At 39.6% G+C, this 13,830-nt stretch carries 15 protein-coding genes; 6 read left to right on the top strand and 9 right to left on the bottom strand.

Translation table 11 applies throughout. From position 1 onward, the window contains the following. The first annotated feature begins 79 nt into the window (after window positions 1-79). Complete coding sequence (ggt, locus tag AC00Y6_RS09015) at window positions 80-1,768, top strand: gamma-glutamyltransferase (protein WP_474490285.1); 1,689 nt, start codon at window positions 80-82, stop codon at window positions 1,766-1,768. 184 nt (window positions 1,769-1,952) lie between these two features. Here the strand turns inward: ggt and rny are convergent, their stop codons facing one another. The 9 genes from rny to nadE form a co-directional block, all read right to left on the bottom strand. Beyond that, window positions 1,953-3,524 (bottom strand): ribonuclease Y, encoded by a 1,572-nt coding sequence (rny, locus tag AC00Y6_RS09010; RefSeq protein WP_474490284.1) that lies wholly within the window; start codon window positions 3,522-3,524, stop codon window positions 1,953-1,955. 314 nt (window positions 3,525-3,838) lie between these two features. After that, entirely contained in the window at window positions 3,839-4,126 is a 288-nt protein-coding gene (locus AC00Y6_RS09005) for a cell division protein ZapA (protein WP_076782530.1), read from the bottom strand. A gap of 2 nt (window positions 4,127-4,128) precedes the next feature. Continuing rightward, the gene (locus AC00Y6_RS09000) at window positions 4,129-4,431 is read right to left on the bottom strand and encodes a hypothetical protein (RefSeq protein ID WP_474490283.1); all 303 of its coding nucleotides are present in this window, start codon (window positions 4,429-4,431) and stop codon (window positions 4,129-4,131) included. Between the two features lie 222 nt (window positions 4,432-4,653). Next, window positions 4,654-5,469: a type IX secretion/gliding motility protein PorT/SprT gene (gene porT, locus AC00Y6_RS08995; RefSeq protein ID WP_474490282.1), complete on the bottom strand. Its 816-nt coding sequence runs from the start codon at window positions 5,467-5,469 to the stop codon at window positions 4,654-4,656. Continuing rightward, window positions 5,470-6,195, bottom strand: a complete 726-nt coding sequence (gene ubiE / locus AC00Y6_RS08990; RefSeq protein WP_474490281.1) for a bifunctional demethylmenaquinone methyltransferase/2-methoxy-6-polyprenyl-1,4-benzoquinol methylase UbiE — start codon at window positions 6,193-6,195, stop codon at window positions 5,470-5,472. A gap of 48 nt (window positions 6,196-6,243) precedes the next feature. Further along, window positions 6,244-6,816, bottom strand: coding sequence for a hypothetical protein (locus tag AC00Y6_RS08985; RefSeq protein ID WP_474490280.1), 573 nt, complete (start codon window positions 6,814-6,816; stop codon window positions 6,244-6,246). 95 nt (window positions 6,817-6,911) lie between these two features. Continuing rightward, window positions 6,912-7,964 carry a bifunctional diaminohydroxyphosphoribosylaminopyrimidine deaminase/5-amino-6-(5-phosphoribosylamino)uracil reductase RibD gene (gene ribD, locus AC00Y6_RS08980; protein WP_474490279.1) on the bottom strand — a complete coding sequence of 351 codons (1,053 nt, stop codon included), beginning with the start codon at window positions 7,962-7,964 and terminating at the stop codon, window positions 6,912-6,914. An 18-nt stretch (window positions 7,965-7,982) separates the two neighbouring features. Continuing rightward, entirely contained in the window at window positions 7,983-8,633 is a 651-nt protein-coding gene (locus AC00Y6_RS08975) for a hypothetical protein (protein WP_474490278.1), read from the bottom strand. Window positions 8,634-8,662: 29 nt separating this feature from the next. Beyond that, window positions 8,663-9,454, bottom strand: coding sequence for an NAD(+) synthase (gene nadE, locus AC00Y6_RS08970; RefSeq protein WP_474490320.1), 792 nt, complete (start codon window positions 9,452-9,454; stop codon window positions 8,663-8,665). Window positions 9,455-9,701: 247 nt separating this feature from the next. Here nadE and gldB point away from each other — a divergent pair, with 247 nt between their 5' ends. The 5 genes from gldB to pheA all read left to right on the top strand — a co-directional run bounded on the left by gldB (window position 9,702) and on the right by pheA (window position 13,825). Further along, the gene (gene gldB / locus AC00Y6_RS08965; protein WP_474490277.1) at window positions 9,702-10,685 is read left to right on the top strand and encodes a gliding motility lipoprotein GldB; all 984 of its coding nucleotides are present in this window, start codon (window positions 9,702-9,704) and stop codon (window positions 10,683-10,685) included. Between the two features lie 78 nt (window positions 10,686-10,763). Continuing rightward, on the top strand, window positions 10,764-11,090 hold the full coding sequence (gldC, locus tag AC00Y6_RS08960) for a gliding motility protein GldC (protein ID WP_474490276.1): 327 nt from the start codon (window positions 10,764-10,766) through the stop codon (window positions 11,088-11,090). Between the two features lie 92 nt (window positions 11,091-11,182). Next, window positions 11,183-12,334, top strand: a complete 1,152-nt coding sequence (locus AC00Y6_RS08955; RefSeq protein WP_474490275.1) for a cystathionine gamma-synthase — start codon at window positions 11,183-11,185, stop codon at window positions 12,332-12,334. A 102-nt stretch (window positions 12,335-12,436) separates the two neighbouring features. Then, a complete protein-coding gene (locus tag AC00Y6_RS08950) occupies window positions 12,437-12,931 on the top strand; it encodes an N-acetyltransferase family protein (protein WP_474490274.1) in 495 nt (164 codons plus the stop codon). A 27-nt stretch (window positions 12,932-12,958) separates the two neighbouring features. Next, window positions 12,959-13,825: a prephenate dehydratase gene (pheA, locus tag AC00Y6_RS08945; RefSeq protein WP_474490273.1), complete on the top strand. Its 867-nt coding sequence runs from the start codon at window positions 12,959-12,961 to the stop codon at window positions 13,823-13,825. The last annotated feature ends 5 nt before the right edge of the window (window positions 13,826-13,830 follow it).

Below are 13,830 nucleotides of genomic sequence, written 5' to 3'. Positions count from 1 at the left end.
TTAAATTTTTATGTTAAATTAACTTTTTGAAAATATTGTTTTACAAGACATTCTTTATATATCTTTGATAAAAAATTGTATGAAAATCAGGATATCTATATTACTAGCCCTTAATTACGTTGGCGTTTTTTCTCAATACACCGATATTAATATCATCAAAGAAGTGAGAGTTAAAGATAAAGGCGTAGTGGTTTCTGCGCATCCTTTGGCGAGTGAGGCAGGATCCAAAATTTTGAAACAGGGAGGAAATGCTTTTGATGCAGCGATTGCAACGCAGCTTGCTTTGGCTGTTGTTTATCCTCAGGCAGGCAATATTGGGGGTGGTGGCTTCATGGTAGCGGTGACTTCTGATGGTAAAAAACTGGCTCTAGACTATCGTGAAACGGCGCCAGCCAAGGCGAGTTATAATATGTATTGGGACAAAAAGGGGAATGCTGATACCGACTTATCGCAAAACGGAAGATTGGCAGTAGGTGTACCGGGAAGCATCTCCGGCATGTTTGAAACCTTGAAATATGCAAAATTACCTTTTACTCAATTAATAGAACCTGCCATAGATCTGGCTCAAAAGGGTTTTGCTATCACGGAGCAGGAGGCTGACCTTCTCAACCGTCATCAGGCTGATTTTAAAAAGCATAATAAGAATAAAATCGTTTTCATCAATGATAAGGGCTGGAAAGCTGGCGATCTCTTGATTCAGCCAGAGTTGGCAGAAACGTTGAGAAGGATTCAGAAATTTGGTGAAAAAGAATTTTATGAAGGAAAAACGGCTGAGCTACTCCTTGCCGAAATGAAACTTGGCAATGGTATTATCCAAGCTAAAGATCTCAAAAATTATAAAACCAAGGACAGAAAGGCTTTGTCTTTTGATTACAAAGGGAACGAAATTGTATCCATGCCAATGCCTTCCAGCGGTGGGACTTTGTTGGTCCAGATGCTGAAAATGGCTTCTTACGAAGATCTTTCAAAATATCAACAAAATTCTGCAGAGGCTGTGCAGATTATGGTGGAAGCTGAGAGACGAGCATACGCCGACCGTGCAGAATATATGGGTGACCCAGATTTTACCGAGGACAAAACCCAAATGCTTATTTCCGATGATTATCTCAAAAACCGATGGAAATCCTATAATCCCAATCAGGCAACGCCAAGCAAAGATGTGGGCAAAATCGTTAATCAACCTAAAGAAAGTACGGAAACAACCCATATTTCTATCCTTGACAAATTTGGTAATGCTGTTTCTATTACCACTACGCTCAATGGCTACTATGGTAGTAAAACGGTTGTATCCGGTGCTGGATTTTTCTTGAATAACGAAATGGACGATTTCTCTATAAAACCCGGCGTTCCCAATATGTTTGGCGCTGTGGGCGGAGAAGCGAACAAGATAGAACCGGGGAAAAGAATGTTGTCATCTATGACACCAACTATTGTTCTGAAGGACGGGAAAGTGAAAATGGTGGTTGGAACGCCCGGAGGTACTACAATACCAACTTCTGTATTTCAAGCGATTGTGGGAGTGGTCGATTTTAAACAAAATGCTAATTTCTCTATTAACACACCGAAGTTCCATCACCAATGGCTACCCGAAGTGGTGAAAATTGAAAATAATTTCCCAGAAACAACTGTCAAAATATTGGAGAAAAAGAATTACAAATTTGAGAAAATCAAACAGATTGGTAAAACAGAAATTATCCTGATGGATGATCACCAAAACATAAATGCCGTAGCAGACGGTCGAGGCGATGATTCTGTCGCAGTAGAATAGGTTCTAGGTTTCAGTGGTTGTAAATCCCTTAGTTTAAAACATTTCGATAATCAAAAATATTAAAACAATCCAGTTTTGTAATTATTAAAATTCAATGATTTATAAACGGTCTTTTCTGTCAACAGCTATCAATAAAAAAGGCTTCCAAATCTGGAAGCCTTTACAATTTATTTCTAAGTCTGGATTATCTCGCGATATTCACCGCTCTTGTTTCTCGGATTACTGTGACTCTTACTTGTCCAGGATAAGTCAGTTCATTTTGGATTTTCTCCGAGATGTCGTAAGATAATTGGTGTGCGTTTTCGTCGTTCACTTTTCCACTTTCTACCATTACTCTCAGTTCTCTACCAGCCTGGATGGCGTAAGCACTGGAAACACCTTCGAAACTTAAAGCTGCAGCTTCAAGGTCTTTTAATCTTTGGATATAAGATTCCAAAACCTGCCTTCTTGCACCTGGTCTAGCACCGGAGATGGCATCTGCTACCTGAATGATTGGTGATAGGAGAGAGGTCATTTCGATCTCGTCGTGGTGAGCCCCGATAGCGTTGATAACTTCTGCATTTTCACCATATTTCTCTGCCCATTGCATCCCAAGAAGTGCGTGAGGCAATTCGGATTCCTGCTCAGGAACTTTTCCTATATCATGTAAAAGGCCGGCTCTCTTAGCCAGTTTTACATTTAATCCTAATTCTGCCGCCATAGTAGCTGCGATGTTGGCCACTTCTCTGGAGTGTTGTAGCAAGTTTTGACCATAAGAAGAACGGAACTTCATCCTACCTACGATTTTTACCAATTCTGGGTGAAGGCCGTGGATACCAAGATCGATGATGGTTCTTTTACCCACTTCGATGATTTCTTCCTCGATTTGTTTTCTGGTTTTTTCCACCACTTCCTCGATTCTCGCCGGGTGGATTCTTCCGTCTGTTACCAACCTGTGGAGGGACAATCGCGCAATCTCTCTTCTCACAGGGTCGAAACAAGAAAGAAGGATAGCTTCGGGTGTGTCGTCTACAATTATTTCTACTCCTGTGGCAGCTTCCAAGGCGCGGATATTTCTACCTTCGCGGCCGATAATCCTACCTTTGATCTCATCCGATTCTATATTAAATACAGAAACTGAGTTCTCAACCGCCTGTTCTGTACCAATTCTTTGAATGGTTTGTATGACGATTTTACGGGCTTCGTTTTTAGCATTTAGCTGTGCTTCTTCCATGATGCTCTGTACATGCGCCTGAGCTTTTGTTTTGGCTTCTGCTTTCAAAGATTCTACCAATTCGTTTTTGGCTTCTTCGGCAGAGTAGTTGGAGATTTTTTCCAGCATTTCTACTTTTTGCGCGGTAGCTACATCCAACTCGTGTTGTTTTTTCTGTACAACATCCAGCTTTTTGTTATAATCTGCCAGTTGTCGTTCCAAGTCTTTTTCTAGTTTTCCGGCTTTGCTAAGTTCGTCGTTTAGCTTGCTTTCTTTGTCTTTGATTCTTTTTTCAGAATCCTGCATTTTCTTCTCGCGGGACTGGATGTCGGCGTCATGCTGGGATTTGAGTTCCAAGAATTTTTCTTTCGCCTGCAGTTGTTTCTCTTTCTTTACTGCTTCTGCCTGTACATTAGCTTTTTCTATAATGTTTTCGGCTGTTTTCTTCGCATCTTCTACAACAAACTGAGCTTTTGAATTAAGAGAACTCTTTCCGAAGAAAAGCCCCGCTATGGCTCCGATGATAAGTGCTACAACACCGATGATAATGGTTATTGTGTCCATAAATTTATATATATTGAGTTTTAATTGTCTCTCTTTTATTTGTAAAAAGTACAATGTAGGATGTACAATGACTTTTACATGTTATTTTAATTTTTTTAAAATGTACTTAATCCGTTGTAAAACGGGTATAAAAAAAACCTACAACAGTTCAGTTATAGAGTAAACTCCATAAAAACACGATTTGAACTGATTTTCATTCTCTGTAATCTGCGCAAGGCAGCACGCCATCAAATGAACTTTCGTCCGGTAATTTTTAATTGTTGAGTTTACTTCTTTGTGTTAGAACTATTGTAGGCAACTTGTAAGCCGAGGAATTACTTCTCCAGCTGTTCCAAAAGTGTATTAATCTTGGTAATACGCTCGTTTGTATTTTTTATATTTTTCTCGTTGTTTAAAGAATATACTTCTGCATTGGTTCCCAGTTTCAAGGCGCACATGGCAAGAGCATCTTGTTTGTCTCTTACATCAAAGCTCGCCTCAAAATCCTTAATCATGGTTTCTATCTGTTTACCTACTTTGCGGAGGGTTTCTTCCTCAGCAGCAGGCACATTCAGCGGATAATTACGTCCGGCAATATTGATGGTAATTCTTCTAAAATCCATTGCTATAAACCGTTGTTTTGTAATTCGGAGACGCACATGTCAATTTCTTTTACCAGCCTGTTGATATGGTTTTTCATCAGCCTGTTGTGTTCTGCGTTTCCTGATATTGCCGAATAGAGCTTTAATTCTTTATTTTCTTCTACCAATATCTGGTTTCTGCGTTTTTCCTCACCATACTCATCCTTCAGTTTTTGCAATTCGTCAGACAATTCTGCATGTTTTTCGGAAAGATTCCTGTAGCTTTTGTACAGACTGAGAATCTTCTTTTCCAGCACAGTAAAATTGTTTTCTAATTCGCTTAGCATCACCAGAGTTAATTCTAACTTTTACAAAAATAGGAAAAATTAATGATGATTGTACAGGATATTGCGCTTTTCTGTTAATAGAAATGTTTCTGTTTGATTGATAAGTGATTAAAGTTCACTAATCTGTATTATTTATTTATAAATTGCTTGAATTGAGGTCATGTTTTAATGTGTAGTCCAATATCTGCATAAAAAAAGAGCTTCAGGAAAGCTCTTGTGATTTTATTCAAATTTTAGTACAAACATAAATGCCCTTGTCTGCATCGTAGAGATGGCTGATGACCAGTAGGGAGGAGTAGTTGGCTTATCCTGTACCAGCTCATTATTGGTGAAAAATGTTCCCCGCAAAGCCGGTGTCAGCTTAAAACGGCTAAAATAGAACTGGATACCAATCTCTGCAGACCAGCCAAAGTTGTGCGTTGTCGTACGGAAAGTATTCACGCTGTTGTCACCTTCAGAAGTTTCGTTGGATTGCAGGTTCATCATATAATTAATCCCGGCAGCAGCGTAAGGCCGTGAGTTATACCAGCGGTCACCATGTACTTCCAGCATAACAGGGATATCCACATAAGTAGATTTTACCGATCTTTTCATGTGCGCTTCGGTGGGGTTGGAAATAACTTCTGTTAATGAGCCGTCCGGCGTTGGATATCCGCCAGGATATAATTTGTTGACATGATCAAAGGTGTTGAACGTTAAATCCCGCTGAACAAAGTGCAAACCCGGCTCTATCCTGAGGTCAAAAAATTCATTAAGCCGCATTTTCCCAATTAACCCGGCACCAAAACTATAGGCAGGTTTGGATTCTACAAGACTCTGGTTGCCATCCATCCCAAAAGTAGGATTCAGGACCATTTTGTAATCAAAATTATTACCGGCTAGGTAAAATCCCCAGCTGAATTTCTGCAAATCAAAATCCTCCAGATGGTCCTGCCTGTCTCTTGTCTTAAAAAGATTGTTGAAAGTCTGTGACTGGAGGCTTTGGCTCCCCACAACTATGACGAACAATGAGACGATCCTGATAACGCGCTGCTTCATCTACTTGGTGGCTTTATAAATGGTGGCTATTCCTAAACTTAATTTTGTGTATTCTACTTTGCTGAAACCGGTTTTTAAAAGGATAGACTTCATCTTTTCGCCAAACGGGAAAGCATTCACCGAGTCAGGAAGATAGGTGTATGCTCGGTTATCCTTAGAAACCAAACGCCCAATGGCAGGCAGTATATTCTTAAAATAAAACATATAAAATGGTGCTAGAAAACCTTCAACTTTAGAAAATTCTAAAATATAAATGCTTCTGTTTTCTTTTACGACTCTTCTAAGTTCCGACAATCCTTTTTCCAGGCTTTCAAAATTTCTTACTCCAAATGCAACGGTAACACCATCAAATTTATTGTCCTCAAAGGGAAGTTGTTCGGCATCACCTTTCTGCATACTGATGCTGTTCTGCAAATTCAGCTTTTTGATTTTATCAATGCCTACATTCAGCATTTGTTGAGAAAGGTCAAGGCCTACAACGTGGGCATTGGTACCTTTTTGTACGGCAATTGCCAGATCCCCGGTGCCTGTTGCCACATCCAAAACCAAATTCGGCTGATCCTTTTTCAGCATATTAACCAGTTTGTTTCGCCACAGGACATCAATCTTCATAGATAAAACATGATTCAGGAGGTCATATTTAGGCGCGATATTGTCAAACATATCTTCTACCTGGCTTTTTTTGCTGTATTCGGTATTGTAAGGCGTTACGTTGTTGTGATCCATTGTTATTGTTGATAAATGATAACTGATAAAATATTTTTTATCCCGAAATTAAAATTTATAGTAATTGTTATAATAATTGATAAAATCCTGTTTCCTGAAAATCTTGGACCGGCTCTCCACTTTTGCCACATTTTTGATAACGCGGTCATAATCTTCATCCAGGTTATAATAAAAATCTTCTGTGTAAAGGCGGTTGGTCTTTTTCACATCGCCAATGTACATCTTATGATCGATCTCGATACCTGGTTTTGTGGCCATCAAAGAATCTTTGTTAAGACCATAGCCATAGTACTGATTATTGATGTAATAATCTTTGTGTGTGATATTGATAAGGCCGCGAATTTTTTCTACTGTAAAAGCAGAATCATAAATCATCCTTTTATTTTGGTCAAAAACCTGAATGTTATTTTTTCCTTTATTAAGGTCCACTTTCAGGTATTGGCCGGCAGAGAGAATTTTTTGCTCGCCATTGTTCAGCTTAAAATAAAAAGTCTCCGGAGTTGGGTTATCCACCAGGTAATAGTTGCGTTTGGCTAGGAAGAGGAAATAGATACCAAAAGCCAAAACTACAGCCAAAACAGAAAAAACCAAACCTTTTACAGGCGCACTCAGACTTTTCATAAGAACATTTTATTTTGCAGGAAGTTGATGAGCATCCTATTGAAGATGCGAATTTAAGGAAAATTTTTTCAGCCTCGATTTTTTTAAGTTTGAACTTATTGAAAGCTGCTGTTATTGAAAAATAAAACCTGTGTCTCTCTCAGGTTTTCGCTGGATTGGGGACTGAAATTAAACTCAGGTGCTTTGGTACCGTTTTCCAAAATCAGGTTAGGGTTTTTAAAAATGACCGCTTCGTCCCAAAGGTTTTGATCAATAAATTGTTGCAGTGTAAACCGACCACCTTCTATAATCACGGATTGGATTTGGAGCTTGTAAAGATGTTCCAGGATGTGATTGAGTGGGTTTTCTTTTTCTATTTTGATGAATCTCAGGTTTTTCTCTTCCCAATCTTTAACGGAATTGAAAATAATTGTTTCCGCTCCATCATTATAAATATTAAAATCTTGGGAAACTTCCAGATTAAAATCTATCAGGATCCTAATAGGGTTTCTCCCTTCTGTTTCCCTTACTGTAAGACTCGGGTTATCATGGAGTGCGGTGGTTTTCCCAATCAAAATCGCATGCTCTTCACTTCTCATCTGATGGACAAATTGTTTTGACAGTGCATTACTGATTTGATAAGGTTTGAAGTTTTTATCCATAAAACCGTCTGCAGACTGCGCCCATTTTAGGATAATAAACGGTCTTTTTTTCTCGTGGTAAGTAAAAAAACGTTTGTTAAGTTGTCTGCAATCGCTTTCCAAAATGCCGGAAATGGCATCTATGCCAGCATCGGTAATGGTTTTTTTACCTTTTCCGTTCACTTTATCATGGCTGTCCATAGCGCCAATGACTACTTTTTTGAAACCCAGTTCTTTGATTTTAAGGGCGCAGGGCGGTGTTTTTCCAAAGTGTGCGCAAGGCTCCAATGAAATATAGATTGTAGATTCTGGGATCAGGTGCAAATCTTCATCCTTTACCGAATTGATCGCATTGATTTCTGCGTGCGCTTCGCCAGCTTTTTTATGGAAACCTTCACCAATTATTCTCCCGTTATGGACAATCACGGATCCAACCAAAGGATTAGGATATGTCTGCCCAAGGGCTTTCCCGGCAAGTTCTATACAGCGCCTGATGTAAAACTTATCATCATTTCTAACTTCTAACATTTAAAATCTAACTTCTGTTTATTTCTTAGGTTCTACAGCGGTTGGCTTATAAGTTACTGGCGGGATAGCAGTAGTGATCACAGCTTCCATCAGGCGGCTTCGGTCTTTGGACAGGGATTTTACGGCATATTTCAAGTCGCCTGGCAATCGTTTGGAATAGGAGAAAATAACAAATGATTTTTTGCCGCCAGCATCATAATTCTTGAATCTGTCAAAGTTATATTCCGCATAAGATTCGCCATCTTTTGGGACAACGGTTACCAGGTAATCTACGATAATCTCTTTGCCGTCCGGGCTTTCTGTAACATTTACAAAAGAATATTTGTCCTGCGAGCGGTCTTTCCTGTTTTGTACATAATCCACTTTTTGCCTCACCGCATTGTCCATATCAATCTCTTTATCAAAGTAGGAGATGTTGATCAACTCTTTATAGTTTTTAAAATCGTCATCTCTCAGCAAATATTGCTGCTGCGCCCAGGTCGCCGAATTTTGTTTGCTCCAGGTCAGGAAATATTCGTTGCTGTCAAATGTCAGCGGACCAGGGATATTCAGGCGGTCAACAATTTCTGTGGGCGTTGCTGGGATTTCCTCTTTTGGGGTTTCCTGAGCATAAGATGCTGACGTGAAAATCAAACCGATTGAGACAGCAAGTAGATTTTTAATGGTCATATATTGGAAGATTTGGTTGATAGAAAAGATTATTTTAATTCCTGAGGGATTTTGCAAACCGGGATGGGGTTCATTTTATGCTGGGTAGCTTTGTTCAGTTTCAGGTAGATTTCCAAGACTTCCTTCTGCCTTGCGTCAAAATCTTCCGGTTTCTTACCTGCGGCCTGTTGTTCCATCGCCCATTCCAGTTCGGGATAAGTGGCGCCCATCTGGTCTTCATCGGTTTTATCGGCATCCCAAAGCCCATCTGTAGGTGCCGCTTTTTGGATGCTTTCCAAGATATTCAGTTCTTTTGCAATCTCATAAACCTGCGTTTTGTAAAGATCTGCAATCGGGGAAATATCTACGCCGCCATCGCCATATTTCGTATAAAAACCAACGCCAAAATCTTCCACTTTATTACCGGTTCCTGTTACCAAAAGTCCGTTCAGCTGACCATAATAATACAGCGTTACCATACGGAAGCGGGAACGCGTATTGGCCAAAGCCAGGTTTTTGCTCCATGCGCCTTCTTTGTAATTGTCCACGGTTGCCTCAAAACTTTCAAAAACATCGGTGAGGTTAACGGTAAAACCTTCCACATTGGGGAAATTGGATTTTAAAAATTCGATGTGGTCCTGCGCCCTGTCCACCTGATCTGCTTTTTGACGGATTGGCATTTCCAAAACCAGGGTTTGTAAACCCGTTTTTGCTGCCAGCGTTGAAACCACAGCCGAGTCAATCCCGCCGGAAACCCCAACAATAAAGCCGTTTACTTTGGCGCTCGTTGCATAATCTTTGAGCCAGTTGACAATATGATCGATAACTTTTTTTGTCTGCATTATTTTTATTTTCAAGTTTAAAATCTGTTTTTTGGCGTGCCCTTTTTGTGCCAATGCTTTCCCAAAGCTTACAAAAAGGTCGGTCTGCGGGCAGTCGCTCTCGCTTAGGCGAGGAGCTCCAACAGTGCCCTCCGCCCTCACGCGCTGCGCCATTTTTGAAACATTAACTAAAATTATGAACTTTCCTTTCTCATTAACTGTTTCAAAAACTTTATTTTTGCTTTTCCTAAATATGAATGTAAAAATAATGAACTTTTTCAGATATATCTGTTTTTCGGCGATAATTGTTTTCGGTTTATCTGCCTGCAAAAAGGAAAACACGAACCAATGGGACATCGAAATCAAAAATCCTGTAAATAAAGTGACGGTCACAGATTTGTCCGGTGAGTTCTATAATCCTGCAGTTAATTTAGAAGATTTCAAGAAAAAATATCCGTGGTTCCAAGGTTCTGTGCCCGATGCAGACTTTGGTGAGCGTAGAAAAGACACCGCAGAAATCCGAATTTATAAAGAAGCCATTTACAAAATTGATAAAGCAAAACTGAACAAAGATCTGGTGAACCTGTTTTCGCATATCAAAAATTACTTTCCCAATTTTGTTCCGCCTCATATTTACCTTTATTCATCAGTAGTCGATCCGCAAAACGTGATAGATCCTATTTTTTTGAGGGAAGACCAGAATATGCTTTTTGTAGATATTACTGCTTTTATGGGAGACGGTAACAAAAACTATAAAGGTCTGGAACTGTATTTTCAAAAATCAATGAATCCAGACAATTTGGTTCCGAAGATTTCAGCATTTTTTGCGGCAAGGCTGGTTCCTGCACCTGTAGATCAGCAAAAATTTCTGGATCAGATGGTTTATCAGGGAAAAATACAGGTTTTGCAGGATGCTTTTTTACCCAATGTACCGGATAATCTGAAAATCAATTATACCAAAGAGCAATACCAGTGGGCTGTTGCCAACGAAGCCAACATTTGGAATTATTTTGTCGAAAATGATTTGCTGTTCAGCCCGGATCCCAATCTTTCCGAACGGTTTATTACGCCCGGACCTTTCTCAAAATTCTATACCGAAGTTGACCGCGAGAGTTCCCCACAGATTGCCATCTGGACAGGCTGGCAGATTTGCAGACATTATCTGAAAGCGCATCCCGAAGAAAAATTGCCTGTATTTTTGAAAAAGAATGCAACAGAAATCTTTAATGCTGCGGATTACAGACCGAAGTAAGGTTTGAGAGTTAGAGTGAATAAAAAATTTTTGTGGACTTTGTGTTCAAAAAGAATCTAAATATTAAGAATAAAATCAATGAAAAAAACAAAAATAGTTATAGATGTAGAGTTGGACGATAACCACGTCCCGGAAAAAATGTTTTGGAAAGCCGAAGACGGTGGAATCAAAAGACAAGAAACCAAAGCCGCAATGATTTCTGTTTGGGACAGCAAAGCTATGGAAGCGCTTAGAATCGACCTTTGGACAAAAGATATGCCTGTGGATGAGATGAAACGGTTTTTCCATCAGGTTTTAGTTTCCATCGGACACACTTACGAAAGAGCAACCAGCGAAGAAGACGTTGCGCAATGGTTGGCCGAAGTTGCAGAAGAATTTGCTGTGAAATCTGCTATAAAAATGTAAAAAAATAATGTAACAATAAACCAGTGTAACAATTTAGCAATCTTAATGACATTGGTAAACTGATACATTGTTATATTGGAAAATTAAATATTATGAAATTCAATACAAAAGTAATACACGGTGGGCAACACCACGAGCCGGCAACAGGTGCTGTGAATGTTCCTGTTTTCCTGACATCCACATTCGCACAAAAAAGTCCTGGGCAATTGCTTTTCGGATACGAATATTCCAGAGGTGCCAATCCTACAAGACAGGCTTTGGAAGACAGTTTGGCAAGCATTGAGAACGGTGCGAGAGGTTTGGCTTTCGGTTCCGGTCTGGCTGCCATAGATTGTGTCCTTAAACTGTTAAATCCCGGTGATGAAGTGGTTGCTGTGGACGACCTGTATGGCGGTTCTTACCGATTATTCACAAGGTTATTCGAGAAATACCAGCTTAAATTCACCTTTATCGGTTTTGAGAATGTTGAGGAATTGGAAAGTGTTATTACCGAGAAAACCAAACTAATTTGGCTTGAAACACCAACCAACCCGTTGATGAAACTGGTTGACATCAAAATGGTGGCCGATACGGTGAAAGGAAAAGATATTCTGGTAGCGGTTGATAATACGTTTGCTACGCCTTATATCCAAAAACCGTTGGATCTAGGTGCTGATATTGTGATGCATTCTGCAACTAAATATTTGGGCGGCCATTCTGATGTAATTGCCGGTGCCTTAATTGCAAAAGATGCAGAGTTGGGCGATAAATTGCATTTTATCCAGTTTGCGAGCGGCGGAATTTTAGGACCTCACGATTCTTATCTGGTTTTGAGAGGAATCAAAACTCTGGCATTGAGGATGCAAAGACATTCCGACAACGGTTTCGAAGTGGCCAAATATCTTGAGAATCATTCTTTGGTAGATAAAATCTATTACCCGGGATTATCCTCTCATCCACAATATGATTTGGCAACAAGGCAAATGACGGAATTTGGCGGAATGGTTTCTTTCACGTTTAAGTCCGGTAAAAAAGAAGATGCGATTAAATTCCTGGAGAATATTAAAGTTTTCACGCTGGCAGAGTCTTTGGGTGGCGTAGAATCTTTAGCGAACCTTCCTGCAATGATGACGCACGCATCCATCCCAGCAGATAAAAGAGCTGTTCTTGGGATTACTGATGATTTGGTAAGGTTAAGTGTCGGAATCGAGGATGCAGAAGATCTGATTGCAGATTTGGAACAGGCGTTTAATTCAATTGTTTAATTTGTTGATTTGTAAAACTGTAAAATCATTAAATTGACCAATCACAAAACTGTAAAAACGATTTTGCAAATCAATAATCTTACAATTTAAGTAATAACAAATATGACTTTTCGAGATGCCACTTTAGAAGACCTTCCGGAGATTGTGGAGATCTACAATTCTACGGTGGCGTCACGATTGGTTACTGCTGATTTGGAACCCGTTTCTGTTGAGAGAAAAGTCGATTGGTTTCATCAGCACAATGCTGAATTTCGTCCGCTTTGGATGGTTGAGGATTCTCAAAAAAATACCATTGGCTGGGTCAGTTTTCAGGATTTTTATGGGAGGCCGGCTTATCAGAAAACAGCTGAAATCAGTATTTATCTTTCAGAAAATGCCCGTGGAAAAGGTTTTGGTAAACAAATTTTGGAATCTTGTATCGAAAAAGCACCTAAGCTCGGAATCGAAAACCTTCTCGCATTTATATTTTCCCATAATCTACCCAGTTTGACTTTGTTTGAAAAACTAGGTTTTGAATTGTGGGGCAATCTCAAAAATATCGCTGAACTTGATAGCGAAAAAAGAAGCCTGATTATTCTCGGGAAATCATTATTATAATGTAGTTTTGTTATTTTAATTTTAAAAATGAAAATAGCATTCCTAGGACCCGAAGCTTCTTTTACGCAGTTAACTGCAACCCATTTATTCCCAAATGAAGAACTAATCCCGAAAAACAATATTTTGGATTGTTTTTTAGCTGTGCAAAATAATGAGGTGGACAGAGCAGTGGTTCCCTTGGAAAATTCGATAGAAGGCACAGTTTCTATGACATTGGACTATCTTTTTCAGACGCCTGATATTAGTATAGAGGCCGAGGCAGTAATGCCCATTGCGCACCAGCTGATGATCAACCCTAGTCAGAAAAATGCTGATGAAATCGAAAAAATCTATTCTCATCCGCAGGCTCTTGCACAAAGTTTCAATTTCCTGAATAACAAATATCCGCAGGTTCCCAAGCAGGATTTTGCCTCAACAGCTGCTGCGGCCAAGCGCGTTTCTGAAAATCCTGACCGTAAGATAGCCGCCGTAGCCAACAAATTTGCTGCAAAACTGTATGGATTAGATATTATTGATGAGAATATTCAGGACTTTGAACAGAACCATACAAGATTTATTGTGATTTCAAAAACGTCATCCTCAGCGCTTAACGAAGAGGGACTGGCTTTAGGTTTAAAAGCTTCTGGAAAGAAAACCGGACTTTTGATAACACTTCCCAAAGACCATGCTGGTGGGCTACATCAGGTGCTATCAGTATTTGCATGGCGCAAGATGAACCTTAGCAAGATAGAATCCAGAACGTTGAAAACGGGTCTAGGCAATTACTTCTTTTTTGTAACTGTTGTGGGCGGCTGGGATGATCCTTTGTACATCAATTCTGTGGAAGAACTGCGTGCTCTTGGAGCAGATGTTAAGTTTCTCGGCAATTATAAAGAGTTTTTGCTGCAATCTTAGGTTTG

It is taken from the genome of Epilithonimonas sp., assembly GCF_056329745.1.
The sequence above is the reverse complement of the archived record's forward strand: the minus strand, read 5'-3'. Positions and strand labels throughout refer to the sequence as shown.